Raw genomic sequence first — 14,974 nt, 5'->3', positions numbered from 1 at the left:
GAGGTGCCCGTCCTTCGTCTGACTGGTCAGCGCCAGTTGGTGTCGTGGGTGAGCCGGTTGTGGTGGGTGTCGTACTGGTCGACCGCGGTGATGGTGCGTCCGTTGGGGATGGGTGCGGCCCAGGCGCGGTAGGTGGTGCCGGGGACGGTGACGGTGGTGGCTTTGACCTGGGTGCCGTCGGAGAGGGAGAGGACGCCGTAGGCGACGTCGGCTTCGGGGTTGGAGACCATGAGCCGGCTGCCGCTCAGGCCCTTGTCGTGCAGGCCCCACAGTCCCATTTCGCCTGAGGCGTGGGGGTCCTGCGTGCCGGTGACGGGCTGGCAGTCGGCCCAGGGACCGCCTTGGTGGTCGATACGGACGCCGCCGATGTACATGCGCTGGCACAGCAGCGATGTGCCCGGTGCCGTGGTTCCGCCGGGGAATTTGGGCAGGGTGTAGCCCTTGGGCAGTGTCCGGTGGAACTCCAGCGCCACCGACCAACTGTGCCCGTCCACTCGGCCCTTGCCGATCACCTGCGTGACCACCTGCGGCACCTGCCGGTGAGCCGAAGCAGACCGCTTGGCGACGACGGAGGCGGGTGCGGACGCCGGGTGGACGGCCGGGCCCGACGCCGCCTCGCTCGCGGAGGCGGCGAACGAGACCCCTCCGAGCGCGGCGACCGCGACGGCCGCCATGGCTGCCTTCCTGGCAAAACTGAGAGCCACGGAGCATTTCTCCTTCAAAGCTGCCGCCCGACACCACGCCGGGCGGTCCTCGACGGCCGGCGCGCTGGGCCCGCGTGCCGACCTGCAGCGACCACCAGGAGCGGTGGCCGCGGCTTGGACGTCCGCCCGTAGGTACTCTCAAACACCCACGGCGGGTTGCACGCCGCGCGACATCGATTCGCAGCATCACAAAACGCAGATGATGCGCAGAGGGGCGGCACCCCCGCACAGGGTGCCGCCCTCTCTTTCGTGGGCCGGGGCCGTCGCCGATCGGTCTTGAGGGTCGGGGACCGACGACGGCTCCGGGGTCGGGGGAGGCCAGGCTTCACCGGCCAGGGCCTCCGCGGGGATCAGCGGTGGTCGCTGCCCTCCGACTGGGTGGCCGCGCGGCCGGCCTCGAGGCGGGCGACCGGGATGCGGAACGGGGAGCAGGAGACGTAGTCCAGGCCGACCTCGTGGAAGAAGTGCACGGACTCCGGGTCGCCGCCGTGCTCGCCGCAGACGCCGAGCTTGAGGTCGGGACGGGTCTCGCGGCCCGCCTTCGCCGCCGCCTTCACCAGGGAGCCGACGCCGTCCTTGTCGATCGTCTCGAACGGGGAGACTCCGAAGATGCCCTTCTCCAGGTAGGCCGTGAAGAACGAGGCCTCGACGTCGTCGCGGGAGAAGCCCCACACCGTCTGGGTCAGGTCGTTGGTGCCGAAGGAGAAGAACTCCGCGGCCTCGGCGATCTGGCCGGCCGTGAGGGCGGCGCGCGGCAGCTCGATCATCGTGCCGATCGCCAGCTTCAGCTGGGTGCCGGTGGCCGCCTGGACCTCCGCGATGACCTGGTCGGCCTCCTCGCGGACGATCTCCAGCTCCTGGACGGTGCCGACGAGCGGGATCATGATCTCGGCGCGCGGGTCGCCCTTGGCGTTCTTGCGCTCGGCCGCGGCCTCGGCGATCGCCCGGACCTGCATGGTGAACAGGCCGGGGATGACCAGGCCGAGGCGGACGCCGCGCAGACCCAGCATCGGGTTCTGCTCGTGCAGGCGGTGGACCGCCTGGAGCAGGCGCAGGTCGTTCTCGTGCGGCTCCTGGCGGGACTCCGCCAGGGCCACGCGGACCGACAGCTCCGTGATGTCGGGCAGGAACTCGTGCAGCGGCGGGTCGAGGAGGCGGATCGTGACCGGCAGGCCGTCCATCGCCTCGAACAGCTCGACGAAGTCCTTCTTCTGCAGCGGCAGCAGCTCGCGCAGGGCGGCCTCGCGCTCCTCCTCGGTGTCCGCGAGGATCAGCTTCTCGACCATCTCACGGCGCTCGCCGAGGAACATGTGCTCCGTGCGGCACAGGCCGATGCCCTGGGCGCCGAAGCGGCGGGCGCGCAGCGCGTCCTCGGCGTTGTCGGCGTTGGCGCGCACCCGCAGGCGGCGCTTGCGGTCGGCGAAGGCCATCATGCGGTGCACGGCCTCGACCAGCTCGTCGGCGTCGTCCGCACCCGGGTGCATCCGGCCCTCGAAGTACTCCACGACGGGGGACGGGACGACCGGGACCTCACCGAGGTACACCTTGCCGCTCGAACCGTCGATGGAGATCAGGTCGCCCTCTTCGACGACGTGGCCGCCGGGGACCGTCATACGGCGGCGCTTGGTGTCGACCTCCAGCTCCTCGGCACCGCAGACACAGGTCTTGCCCATGCCGCGCGCGACCACGGCCGCGTGGGAGGTCTTGCCGCCGCGCGAGGTCAGGATGCCCTCGGCCGCGATCATGCCGTCGAGGTCGTCGGGGTTGGTCTCACGGCGGACGAGGATGACCTTCTCGCCCGAGCGGGACCACTTCACGGCGGTGTACGAGTCGAAGACGGCCTTGCCGACGGCCGCGCCCGGCGAGGCGGCGATGCCCCGGCCGACCTGCTCGACCTTCGCGCTGTCGTCGAAGCGCGGGAACATCAGCTGCGCGAGCTGGGCGCCGGAGACGCGCTGGAGCGCCTCGGTCTCGTCGATCAGGCCCTGGTCCACCAGCTGGGTCGCGATGCGGAAGGCCGCGCCCGCCGTGCGCTTGCCGACACGCGTCTGGAGCATCCAGAGCTGGCCGCGCTCGATGGTGAACTCGATGTCACAGAGATCCTTGTAGTGGTTCTCCAGGGTCTCCATGATCTGCATGAGCTGGTCGTACGACTTCTTGTCGATCGACTCCAGCTCCGCGAGCGGGACCGTGTTGCGGATACCCGCGACGACGTCCTCGCCCTGCGCGTTCTGCAGGTAGTCGCCGTAGACGCCCTGGTGGCCGGAGGCGGGGTCACGGGTGAAGGCGACGCCGGTGCCGGAGTCCGGGCCCAGGTTGCCGAAGACCATCGAGCAGACGTTGACGGCGGTGCCGAGGTCGTGCGGGATGCGCTCCTGGCGGCGGTACAGCTTGGCGCGGTCGCCGTTCCACGAGTCGAAGACCGCCTTGATGGCGAGGTCCATCTGCTCGCGCGGGTCCTGCGGGAAGTCCCGGCCGGCCTCCGCCTTGACGATCTTCTTGAACTTGGTGACCAGCTTCTTCAGGTCGGCCGCTTCGAGGTCCGTGTCGACGGTGACCTTCTTGGCCTCCTTGGCGGCCTCGAGGGCCTCCTCGAAGAGGTCGCCCTCGACGCCGAGGACGGTCTTGCCGAACATCTGGATCAGACGGCGGTAGGAGTCCCAGGCGAACCGGTCGTCGCCGGCCTGCTTGGCCAGGCCCTGCACCGACTTGTCGGAGAGGCCGATGTTCAGGACGGTGTCCATCATGCCGGGCATCGAGAACTTGGCACCGGAACGGACCGACACGAGGAGGGGGTTGTCGGCCTGGCCGAGCTTCTTGCCCATCCGCTGCTCGAGGGCGTCGAGGTGCGCACTCACCTCGTCACGCAGTGCCACCGGCTCCTCGCCGCTCTCCAGGTAGACCTTGCAGGCCTCCGTGGTGATGGTGAAGCCCGGAGGGACCGGGAGACCCAGGTTGGTCATCTCGGCGAGGTTGGCACCCTTGCCGCCGAGGAGGTCCTTGAGGTCCTTGTTGCCCTCGGTGAAGTCGTAAACGAACTTCGCTACGTGGGGTTCTTTGTTTTCCGACACGGGTCTCGACTCCTTGAGGCCGCGGTGGCTGCCCTGACGGCCAGGAACATACCCAGATCGAAGGCCAATGGGTACGTCCACTTGTGCGTCATGAGCCTGTAACCGGTCGTCTGCCAGCAGATCGAAAGTCAAAGCTTGGCAAGCCGCGACCGCCAAATGTGTTCACTTCTTGAACGCACACCGGTCCGTAGGGGCTGATTTTCGCTCAGATGAGCGGCCAGTAAGCACATCTGAGTTCGATCGATGAACGATCAAGGGGTGGCACCCAGTGCCACCCCTTGGAGAAGTGCAGCCGCGCCCGAACTGCTCATCTGAGCGCAGCCCCTATCAAGGGTGGCGAGAATCACGCTGCCACAGGGCACCGGATTTCACCATGCGGACGTCCCTTCGGGACAGAAACGGCACAGAAACGCCGATGTCACACCCGCATCAACAGCGACCTCACACGCCCAGCGCGAGCAGCCGCTCCTCCACCCGCTCCGGCGCGTACAGGTGCTCCACCACCAGCGCCGCCGCCCCCAGCAGCCCCGCCCGCTCGCCGAGCCGCGAGGTGACGACGTCCAGGTGGGCCGTGGAGCGGGGCAGTGCCCGCTGGTAGAGCAGCTCGCGCACGCCGGTCAAGAAGGGAGTTCCGGCCAGATCCCCGGCGATCATCAGCACGCCCGGATTGAGCAGGGTCACCACCGTCGCCAGTACGTCCCCGACCCGGCGCCCGGCCTCCCGGGCCAGCGCGGCGGCCTCCGGGTGCCCGGCGGCCAGCAGGTCCCGCACGTCCGAGCCGGAGGCGGCCGGCACCCCGGACTCGGCCAGCCGCCGGGCCACGGCGCCGCCGCTGGCGACGGCGGCGAGACAGCCGTAGGAGCCACACCGGCACAGCGCGTCCGCGCCCACCCGGATGTGCCCGATGTCGCCCGCGCCGCCGTCGACGCCCCGGTAGATCGAGCCGCCGACCACGACCCCGGCGCCGATGCCCGTGGACACCTTGACCAGGACGAAGGCCGCGCAGTCGGGATGGCCGGTGCGCTGCTCGCCATAGGCCATCAGGTTGGCGTCGTTGTCGACCAGGACCGGGACCGCCGGGGCACCGGTGTGCTCGGTGAAGGCACGGGCGAGGCGGCCGGTTATGTCGTAGCCGTCCCAGCCCGGCATGATCGGCGGCTGCACCACCCGGCCGGTCGCGCTGTCCACCGGGCCCGGCACGGCGAGCCCGATCCCGCAGACCTCCTCGGCCCGGTGCCCGGCCTTGGTCAGCAACTCCGCGAACCAGCGGCCGAGTTCGCCGAGCACGGCCTCGGGTCCGTCCTCCACGACCAGCGTGCCGGCGTGCTCCGCGAGGAGGTCGCCGGTCAGGGTGAGGACGGCCGCCCGGGCGTGCCGGGTGTCGAGGTCGGCGGCGAGGACCACCGCATGGGAGTCGTCGAATTCCAGGGTGATGGAGGGGCGTCCGCCGAGCGGCGAGTCGACCGGGCCGCCGGCGCCCTCGCGCAGCCAGCCGGCCCGGAACAGCCGGTCGAGGCGCTGGCCGACGGTGGCCCGGGACAGACCGGTGGCCTGCTGAAGCGCGCCGCGCGTCACGGCCCGCCCGCTGCGCACCAGTTCGAGCAGTTCGCCGGCGCTCGCCTGGCTCGTGCCCCTTCCCGTCCTGACGGGCCGTCCGGTCATGCGCACCCCCTTGTGTTTCTCAAGCTTGCCTTACATATTGGGTTTTGCGTGTTAAATAGACGTAACCTCATGGACGTCACAACCAAACCCGGTCGGCCGTACGTCTTCTGGGAGCCCCGAGTGGACCGCACCGCCCAGCTCACCGCCCGTCTCGCGGAGCGCGAGATCGCATACGATCCGCCTGCCCCGGAGACGCTCCGGGACGCGCCCCTGCACGTCAGAGCGGCCCAGGTGCTGGACGCCAACTGGACGGGCGCCTCGACGGTCCCCTCCCGCAGCCTGTATCCCCACCAGTGGTCCTGGGACTCGGCGTTCATCGCGATCGGCCTGCGGCACCTCTCGCCGCTGCGGGCGCAGACGGAGCTGGAGACCCTGTTCGGCGCCCAGTGGGCCGACGGGCGCGTCCCGCACATCGTCTTCAACCCCTCCGTACCGCTCGACGCGTACTTCCCGAGCCCCGACTTCTGGCGCTCCTCGACCGCCGGGCGCGCCGCGGGCGCCCCGCGCACCGTACAGACCTCCGGCATCGTGCAGCCACCGGTGCACGCGCTCGCGGCCTGGCTCGTGCACCGCGCCGACCCGGGCCTTTCGCTGGCGCGCGGCTTCCTGGCCCGGATGTACCCGCGGCTGGCCGCCTGGCACCGGTATCTGCTGCACCGGCGGGACCTGGGCGGGGGCGGTCTGGTGTCCGTCGTGCACCCCTGGGAACAGGGTATGGACAACAGCCCCTGCTGGGACGCCCCGCTCGCCCGGATCACGCCGGCCCCGGCCCGCTCCTTCCGCCGCGCCGACCTCGACCACGGCGCGGCGGAGGACCGCCCGACGGATCTGGACTACGGGCGGTACGTGCGGCTGGCCGCCGACTACCGCGACTTGGGGTACGCCGACGGAGAATACAAAGGGGCGGCCCGCAGGGCCTCGGTTGAGGGCGGTGGTGGGAGACGGGCGGGCGCGTTCGCCGTCGAGGACCCGGCGTTCAACGCCCTGCTGATCGCCTCCGAGCACGCGCTGGCCCGGATCGCCGGGGAGCTGGGCGCGCCCGGCACCGCTCGGCACGCGCGCGCCGAGCGGCTGACGGCCGCCCTGGTGGAGCGGCTGTGGGACCCGGCGAGCGGGATGTTCCTCTGCCGGGACCTGCGCGGCGGCGGGCACGGCGCGCCGATCGAGGAGCGCGGCGTCTCCGGCCTGGTCCCGCTGCTGCTGCCGGACCTGCCCCGGGAGACCGCCGCCGCCCTCGTGCGCACGCTGTGCGGCCCGCACTTCGGCCTCGGGGACAGCACGGCGCTGGTGCCGAGCTACGACCTGCTCGGCGAGGCCTTCGACCCGCACCGGTACTGGCGCGGCCCGGCCTGGTTCAACACGAACTGGCTGCTGGAGCGGGGGCTGCGCACGCACGGCGAGCCGGCGCTGGCCGACGCGCTGCGGGAGGCGGTCCTGCGCACCGCCGACACCTCCGGCTTCGCCGAGTACGTCGACCCGTACACCGGCGAGGCCTGCGGTGCGACCGGCTTCGGCTGGACCGCCGCGCTCGCGCTGGACCTGCTCCATGAACGCCCCGCGGCCACCGTGTCCCGCACGGCCACCGGCGCGTTCGACACGAGAGACAGCGAAACCAAGGGCATACAGGACACGAAGAACAAGAGCACCAACGACATGGGCACGAGTGACACGGGAGGGGACCGGGCATGACGGACCGGCATCATCTGCTCGTGCACGGGGCGACGTTCGCCGCCGTGGGCGACCGGGGCGACATCAGCGGGGTGCGGGGCGGCAGTTCCCCGGACGGTTTATTCGTACGGGACGCCCGGCACCTGAGCCGCTGGCAGCTCACCGTCGACGGTGCGCTGCCCGAGGTGCTCACCCCGGTCGCGGACGGGGACGCGGCGCGCTGCGTGCTCGTGCCGCGCGGCGGCCGGCAGGAGCCGCCCGCGCACACGCTCTTCCGTGAACAGGCCGTCGGCGACAGCTCGTTCGTGGAGTCGCTGCGCATCACCAGCAACCGCCCAGTACCCACCACGGTCCGGCTCGCCATCACCGCCGACGCCGACTTCACCGACCAGTTCGAACTCCGCTCCGACCACCGCACCTACGGCAAGCCCGGCGCCGTACGCACCCGCCAAGTCCTGGACCACGGCATCGAGTTCACCTACCAGCGGGCCGACTGGCGGTCCCGTACGACCATCACGGCCGACCCCGCTCCGGACGGCGTCGAGGAGACCGGCACCGGCGCCCGCCGCCTGGTCTGGAAGCTGGAGCTGGACCCGCACGGCACGACCGAGCTGGTGCTGCGGGTGATCGCCCGCCCGCACGGCGAGAAGCGCGCCCTGCGCGTGCCCCGTGACCCGGCCGCCGTGCACGAACAACTCCTCTCGCTGGAAGGACGGTTCGTGGAGGGCGTGGCCTTCCCGACCGGCTGGCCGGAGCTGGCGGCGGCCTGTGCCCGGGGGCTCGCGGACCTCGCCTCGTTCCAGGTCCCGGCGAACGGGCCGGACGGCGAGGAACTGCGCGTCCCGGCGGGGGGCGCCCCCTGGTTCCTCACCCTGCTCGGCCGGGACGCCCTGCTCACATCCCTGTTCGCGCTGCCGTACCGCCCGCAGCTGGCCGCCGCCACGCTCCCCGCGCTCGCCGCCACCCAGGCCACGGACACCGGCGTCTCCCCGGCCGCCCAGCCCGGCAAGATCGTGCACGAGGTACGGCACGGAGAGCTGGCGCACTTCGGGCAGGTGCCGTTCGCCCGCTACTACGGCTCGGTCGACGCCACCCCGCTGTTCCTGATCCTGCTCGGCGCGTACGTCGAGCAGACCGGGGACACCGGCCTGGCCCGCCGCCTGGAGCCGCACGCCCGCGCGGCGATCCGCTGGATGCTCGACCACGGCGGGCTCACCTCCCGCGGCTACCTCGTCTACCGCGCCGACGAGGGAGGCCTCGCCAACCAGAACTGGAAGGACTCCCCCGGCGCGATCTGCGGCGCCGACGGCACCCGGCCCACCGGCGCGGTGATGGCGGCGGGCGCCCAGGGCTACGCCTACGACGCGCTGCGCCGCACGGCATCGGTGGCGCGCACGGCATGGGCCGACGACACCTACGCCGCCCTGCTGGAACAGGCGGCGGCCGACCTCCGCGACCGCTTCCAGCGGGACTTCTGGATGCGCGAGCACTCCTTCCCGGCGCTCGCGCTGGACGGGGAGGGCCGCCAGGTCGACGCGCTGGCGTCGGACGCCGGGCACCTGCTCTGGTCCGGCCTGCTGGACAAGGAGTACGGGGAGGTCGTCGGCCGGCGGCTGCTGGAACCGGACTTCTTCTCGGGCTGGGGCGTACGCACACTGGCGTCGGGCCAGCCGGCCTACCACCCGCTCTCCTACCACCGGGGCTCGGTCTGGCCGCACGACAACGCGCTGATCACGCTGGGCCTGGCCCGCTACGGCCTGCACGACGAGGCCCGTACGGTCGCCCACGCCCTGGTCGACGCGGCGCGGGCCACCGGGCACCGGCTCCCGGAGGTGCTGGCGGGCTACGGCCGCGACACCCACCCCGAGCCGGTCCCCTACCCGCACGCGTGCGTGCGCGAGTCCCGCTCGGCGGCGGCCCCGCTCGCGCTGCTCACGGCGGTCGGGGGCGCCTGACGGGAGCCGTGACAAGGGGTTTGCCCGGTGTTTGCCGACGGCCGTGAACAGTGGCCGTCGGCGAGCCGTACGTGATGAAGGCGGGCCAGGCGGATCGCAGTTCGGGTCCGTCCAGCCACCCCCGCACGGCCCGCCGCTCCCGTCACGGGTCTCGTACGGAACGGAAGGACCTCCGGCTTGCCTCAGCACACGAGCACACGCCCGTCACCGGACACGGGCGAGGAGACAGTGGCGACAGCCACGGAGGCCGAGGTCCCTGAGGTTGCGGAAGCCGCGGTCCCTGAGACCGCGGAGGCCAAGGTCCCTGAGACCGCGGAGGCCAAGGTCCTTGAGGCCGGGGAGGCCAAGGTCCTTGAGGCCGGGGTAGCCGAAGCCCCCGAGACCACGGAGGCCACGGAGGCCACGGAGGCCCCGGAGGCCCCGGAGGCCCCGGAGGTCGAGGCCGGGATACCTGAGCCCCGTACGCCCGAGGCGGAAGTCCCCGACGCCGAAGCCCCCGACGCTGAAGTCCCCGAGCCTCGCGTCCCCGCCGCCCTGCGCCCCTTGCTCTCGCTCCGGGCCCTCGTCCGGCGCCGGCGGGAGGCGCACCCCGGCGCCGCTCAGGCCCTGTCCTGGACCGTGACCGCTCTCGCCACCGCCCTCGTCGTCGGCGCGATGGTGCTGCCCAACACGGTCGTCGGGCTCGGCCCCGCGCAGTTCCTGCGCATACCGGCGGAGGCCGTCGTCGGGGCCGCGGTGCTGCTCGCGCTGCCGCGCCGGCCGCGGGTGGCGCTGGCGGCCGTGTTCGGGGTCGTCCTCGCCGCGATGACCGTGCTGAACCTGCTCGACATGGGCTTCAAGCAGTACCTCGGCCGCGGCTTCAACCCCGTCCTCGACTGGATGCTGCTCAGCGACGCCCAGTCGTACCTGGAGGACTCGCTGGGCCGGACGACCACCCTCGTCGCCACGGCCGCGGTCATCGTCCTCGTCCTGCTGCTGTTCGTGCTGCTGGCCCTGTCCACGGTCCGGCTGGGCAACCTGCTCGCCCGGCACAAGGGCCCGGCGACCCGGGGCACGCTGGTCGCCGGGGTCGTGTGGATCACCTGCTCCGCCCTCGGCCTCCAGGTCTCCGGCGCGCCGCTCGCCTCCACCCGCACCACCGACGCGCTGAAGTTGCAGGTCCAGCAGGTGCGGAACACCCTGCGGGACGAGGCGGAGTTCGCGAAGGTGGCCAAGGTGGACGCCTTCGGGAACACCCCGGGCAGCGAGCTGGTCCCCGACCTGCGCGGCAAGGACATGATCTTCACGTTCATCGAGAGCTACGGCCGCAGCGCCGTCGAGGACCCGATCGAGGCGCCCGGCGTGGACAGCACGCTGGCCGCGCGCACCAAGGCCCTCGCGAAGGCGGGCTACCACGCCAAGAGCGGCTGGCTGACGTCCGCGACCTACGGCGGCGGCAGCTGGCTCGGCCACTCCACCACCATGTCGGGCCTGTGGATCAGCAACCAGCAGCGCTACCGCACCGTCATGGCCAGCGACCACCTCAGCCTGACCGAGGCGTTCAAGAAGACCGGCGCCTGGGACACGGTCGGTGTGATGCCGGGCGTGCAGAAGGGCTGGCCGGAGCAGAAGTACTACGGCCTCGACAAGGTCTACAACGCCTTCCAGGTCGGCTACAAGGGCCCGAAGTTCAGCTGGTCGACCATGCCGGACCAGTACGCCCTCGAACAGTTCCAGCAGCGGGTGCACAGCAAGAAGCGCGCCGATGGCAAGGATCTGATGTCGTTCGTGATCCTGACCTCGAGTCACCAGCCGTGGGCGCCCATCCCGAAGATGGTCGACTGGGACCGGCTCGGCGACGGGTCGGGCTTCAAGAGCATGGAGGAGGCGGGCAACAAGCCGGCGGACGTCATCGCCGACACCACCAAGTCCCGTCAGGAGTACGGCAAGTCGATCCAGTACTCGGTGACGGCCCTCACCGAGTGGCTGACGCGCTACGGCAAGGACAACACCGTGCTCGTCTTCCTCGGCGACCACCAGCCCAACGCCCGGGTCAGCGGCAACCACGCGAGCCGTGACGTACCGATCTCGATCGTCGCCAAGGACCCGAAGGTCCTGGACAGGATCGCCGGCTGGGGCTGGAGCGACGGTCTGCGCCCGGCCCACGACGCCCCGGTGTGGAAGATGAGCTGGTTCCGCGACCGCTTCCTGCGGGCGTACGGCTCGACACCGCACCCGAAGAAGGGCTGACACGGCCGGAGTTCAGCCGCCCGAGGTATCGAGCTCCGCGTCCTCGCTCACGCCCGCGCAGTCGTACGGGTCCTTCAGCCAGCCGTCCGGCAGCACCACCCGGTTGTTGCCGGACGTACGGCCACGGGGGCCGTCGGCGCCCGCCGGCCACGGCTGGTCGAGCTCCAACTCGTCCAGCCCGGCCCGGAGTTCCTCCAGCGAGGACGTGATCGCGAGCCGCCCCCGCATCTCGGAGCCGACCGCGAAGCCCTTCAGGTACCAGGCCACATGCTTGCGGAAGTCGACCACGCCCTTGGACTCGTCGCCGATCCACTCGCCGAGGAGGCGGGCGTGGCGGACCATGATCTCGGCCACTTCGCGGAGGGTGGGCCGCGCGACGTCGACCGTACGCCCCTCGAACGCCGCCACCAGGTCCGCGAACAGCCACGGCCGTCCCAGGCAGCCGCGTCCCACGACCACCCCGTCGCAGCCGGTCTCGCGCACCATCCGCAGCGCGTCCTCGGCCGACCAGATGTCGCCGTTGCCGAGCACGGGGATCTCCGGGACGTGCTCCTTCAGCCGGGCGATGGCGTCCCAGTCGGCGGTGCCGCCGTAGTGCTGGGCGGCCGTGCGGCCGTGCAGCGCGATCGCGGTGACGCCCTCCTCGACGGCGATGCGGCCGGCGTCGAGGTAGGTGATGTGGTCGTCGTCGATGCCCTTGCGCATCTTCATCGTCACCGGGAGATCACCGGCGCCGGTGACCGCCTCCCGCAGGATGGCCCGCAGCAGGTTGCGCTTGTACGGCAGCGCGGAGCCGCCGCCCTTCCTGGTCACCTTCGGGACCGGGCAGCCGAAGTTCAGGTCGATGTGGTCGGCCAGGTCCTCCTCCGCGATCATGCGGACGGCCTTGCCGACGGTGGCCGGGTCGACGCCGTACAGCTGGATCGAGCGCGGCTGCTCGCTCGCGTCGAACTTGATGAGCTGCATGGTCTTCTCGTTGCGCTCGACCAACGCCCGGGTCGTGATCATCTCGCTCACGAAGAGCCCCTTGCCCCCGCTGAACTCCCGGCACAGGGTGCGGAAGGGCGCGTTGGTGATCCCTGCCATGGGTGCGAGCACGACGGGCGGCGTCACGGCGTGCGAGCCGATCTGGAGGGGGTTCTCGGGCATGGGCATTGCCCCATTGTCACCCATGGACAATGATCATGTACCACTCATTAGTTAGACGCACTTTTAGTTAGACGCACTATAGAAACCGCCGTACGATGGGCCGCATGCCTGAGCTGAGTCACCGTCGACGCCTGCTCGTGCTCGCGATCTGCTGCCTGAGCCTGCTGATCGTGGGTCTGGACGTCACCATCCTGAACGTCGCCCTGCCGTCGGTCCGGCGGGAGTTCCACGCCGACACCTCCGGCATGCAGTGGACGATCGACGCCTACACCCTCGTCCTCGCCTCGCTGCTGATGCTCTCGGGCTCGACGGCCGACCGGATCGGCCGCAAGAAGGTCTTCATGGCGGGCCTGACCGCCTTCAGCCTCGGCTCGCTGCTGTGCTCCCTCGCGCCGAGCCTGGAGCTGCTCGTCGCGTTCCGGATGGTGCAGGCGGTCGGCGGCTCCATGCTCAACCCGGTCGCCATGTCGATCATCACCAACACCTTCACCGACCCCCGCGAGCGGGCCCGGGCGATCGGCGTCTGGGGCGCGGTCGTCGGCATATCCATGGCCGCCGGCCCCCTGGTCGGCGGTCTGCTGGTGGAGTCGGTCGGCTGGCGCTCGATCTTCTGGATCAACCTTCCCGTCGGCCTCGCGGCCCTGCTCCTCACCCTGCGCTTCGTCCCCGAGTCCCGCGCGCCCAGGGGCCGCCGCTTCGACCCGGTCGGCCAGTTGCTGGTGATGACCCTGTTCGGCTCGCTGACGTACGCGATCATCGAGGCGCCGGACTCCGGCTTCGCGGCGGTGGCCCCCTTCGCCGCGCTCGCGCTCGCGGCCCTGCTCGCCCTGCTCCGCTACGAGCCCCGGCGCCCCGAACCCCTCGTCGACCTGCGGTTCTTCCGGTCGGCGCCGTTCAGCGGGGCGACGGTGATCGCGGTCTGCGCGTTCGCCGCGCTGGGCGGCTTCCTGTTCCTGTCGACGCTGTACCTGCAGAACGTACGGGGGCTGGACGCGCTGCACGCGGGCCTGTGGATGCTGCCGATGGCCGGGTCCATGTTCGTGTGCGCCCCGCTGTCCGGCCGACTGATCGCCAGTCGGGGCCCGCGCCTGCCGCTCCTCGTGGCCGGGGCCGGGATGGCCGCGAGCGGGCTGCTGTTCGCGGCCTTCGAGGCGGAGACGTCGAACGCCACGCTGCTCCTCGGGTACGTCCTCTTCGGCATCGGCTTCGGCTTCGTCAACACGCCGATCACGAACACGGCGGTCTCGGGCATGCCGAGGGCCCAGGCCGGTGTCGCGGCGGCCGTGGCCTCCACGAGCAGGCAGGTGGGCCAGACCCTGGGGGTGGCGGTGATCGGTGCGGTGCTGTCCTCGGGGATCGGCTCGTCGTCGTACCGGCAGGCGTTCGTGTCGGCGGCCCGCCCCGGCTGGTGGATCATCGCCGCCTGCGGCCTGGCCGTGCTCGTCCTCGGGACGGTGACCAGCGGGCGATGGGCTCGCGGGACCGCCGAACGCACGGCCGAGCAGCTGGCACCGGCCGAGGCGCGGGAGGCCGTGAAGGCGGGACGCACCTGAGGCCTGTCCGGGACGCCCTCGGTCATACGCCGGCCGGGGCCGGCGCGCCGCCCAGCGCGAGCTCGTACAGCTGCTGCAGCCGCTCCCGCGTCTCCTCGTTCTTCGGGGTGTACGTCACCATCCGCGGACCCGCCTGCGGGCCCAGCCACAGATCGTTGTGCTCCAGGGTCAGGTGGCCCACGTACGGGTTGAGGAACTCCTTGGTCTTGGAGCGGTTGCCGACCACCTCGTAGCGCTCCCAGTTCTCCCGGAACTCGGGGGACTCCGACTCCAGGCGCCTGAGCAGCAGCTTCCAGGCGGGTTCGCCGAGATGGCCGGCGAGGGAGGCGCGCAGGCGGGCGGCCATCAGGCGCTGGGTCTCCTCCAGGTGCACGATCGCCGCCTGCCACTCCTCGTTGGTGTGCACGAGGAGCATGCAGTTGCGGTCCTCCGGCGGGACCGCGTCCAGGTCGCCCAGGAGGCGGGCGTAGGTGCGGTTGTAGGCGAGGATGTCGTAGCGGCTGTTCTGGATGCAGGCCGGGATCGGCTCCAGCTGACGGAGCATCTCGCGCAGGCCCGCGGTGACGCTGGGGCAGTTCGCGGCGGGGGTCGGGTCGGTGGCGCCGGCCAGCTGGAAGAGGTGGGCGCGCTCGCCGGCGTCCAGCATCAGGGTGCGGGCGAGGGCGTCCAGGACCTGGACGGAGACCTGGATGTCGCGGGCCTGTTCGAGCCACGTGTACCAGGTGACGCCGACCGCGGAGAGGTGCGCGACCTCCTCCCGGCGCAGGCCGGGGGTGCGGCGGCGGCTGCCGCGGGGCAGACCCACCTGCTCGGGGGCGATGCGTTCGCGCCGGCTGCGCAGGAACGCGGCCAGCTCGTGCCGCCGGATCTCCGAGCCCCGGGTCGGCTGCGGCGCGGTCTCCTGGGCCATGGTCGTCATGCCTCCAGGGTGCCGCGGGACGGAGCCTGTTTCCAGGTAGTTCTTCTACCAGGATGAGGACACT

Annotated in this window: 9 protein-coding genes; 4 read left to right on the top strand and 5 right to left on the bottom strand. The window is 71.5% G+C overall.

Annotation, left to right across the window (positions count from 1 at the left end):
* Window positions 1-26: 26 nt before the first annotated feature.
* From ACWD3E_RS02765 to ACWD3E_RS02755, 3 genes are all read right to left on the bottom strand, one after another.
* The gene (locus tag ACWD3E_RS02765) at window positions 27-704 is read right to left on the bottom strand and encodes a hypothetical protein (RefSeq protein WP_451385727.1); all 678 of its coding nucleotides are present in this window, start codon (window positions 702-704) and stop codon (window positions 27-29) included.
* 350 nt (window positions 705-1,054) lie between these two features.
* Window positions 1,055-3,775, bottom strand: a complete 2,721-nt coding sequence (gene ppdK / locus ACWD3E_RS02760) for a pyruvate, phosphate dikinase (protein ID WP_451385726.1) — start codon at window positions 3,773-3,775, stop codon at window positions 1,055-1,057.
* A 441-nt stretch (window positions 3,776-4,216) separates the two neighbouring features.
* The gene (locus ACWD3E_RS02755; protein ID WP_451385725.1) at window positions 4,217-5,437 is read right to left on the bottom strand and encodes an ROK family protein; all 1,221 of its coding nucleotides are present in this window, start codon (window positions 5,435-5,437) and stop codon (window positions 4,217-4,219) included.
* Window positions 5,438-5,557: 120 nt separating this feature from the next.
* Between ACWD3E_RS02755 and ACWD3E_RS02750 the strand changes: the two genes are divergently transcribed.
* From ACWD3E_RS02750 to ACWD3E_RS02740, 3 genes are all read left to right on the top strand, one after another.
* Entirely contained in the window at window positions 5,558-7,126 is a 1,569-nt protein-coding gene (locus tag ACWD3E_RS02750; protein ID WP_451386485.1) for an MGH1-like glycoside hydrolase domain-containing protein, read from the top strand.
* Window positions 7,123-9,060, top strand: coding sequence for an amylo-alpha-1,6-glucosidase (locus tag ACWD3E_RS02745; RefSeq protein WP_451385724.1), 1,938 nt, complete (start codon window positions 7,123-7,125; stop codon window positions 9,058-9,060). Before ACWD3E_RS02750 ends, ACWD3E_RS02745 begins: the two co-directional genes overlap by 4 nt.
* 654 nt (window positions 9,061-9,714) lie before the next feature.
* Window positions 9,715-11,289 carry a sulfatase-like hydrolase/transferase gene (locus tag ACWD3E_RS02740; protein ID WP_451386484.1) on the top strand — a complete coding sequence of 525 codons (1,575 nt, stop codon included), beginning with the start codon at window positions 9,715-9,717 and terminating at the stop codon, window positions 11,287-11,289.
* A gap of 12 nt (window positions 11,290-11,301) precedes the next feature.
* Here ACWD3E_RS02740 and dusB read toward each other — a convergent pair whose 3' ends face one another.
* The gene (gene dusB, locus ACWD3E_RS02735) at window positions 11,302-12,444 is read right to left on the bottom strand and encodes a tRNA dihydrouridine synthase DusB (RefSeq protein WP_451385723.1); all 1,143 of its coding nucleotides are present in this window, start codon (window positions 12,442-12,444) and stop codon (window positions 11,302-11,304) included.
* 98 nt (window positions 12,445-12,542) lie between these two features.
* Here dusB and ACWD3E_RS02730 point away from each other — a divergent pair, with 98 nt between their 5' ends.
* Entirely contained in the window at window positions 12,543-13,991 is a 1,449-nt protein-coding gene (locus ACWD3E_RS02730; RefSeq protein WP_451385722.1) for an MFS transporter, read from the top strand.
* Between the two features lie 22 nt (window positions 13,992-14,013).
* Here ACWD3E_RS02730 and ACWD3E_RS02725 read toward each other — a convergent pair whose 3' ends face one another.
* A complete protein-coding gene (locus ACWD3E_RS02725; RefSeq protein ID WP_451385721.1) occupies window positions 14,014-14,910 on the bottom strand; it encodes a helix-turn-helix transcriptional regulator in 897 nt (298 codons plus the stop codon).
* Window positions 14,911-14,974 lie beyond the last annotated feature (64 nt).

The sequence above is a fragment of the Streptomyces sp. NPDC002676 genome (genome assembly GCF_053592455.1).
Note: the sequence above shows the minus strand (reverse complement) of the source record. Positions and strands in the feature narration are given on the sequence as shown.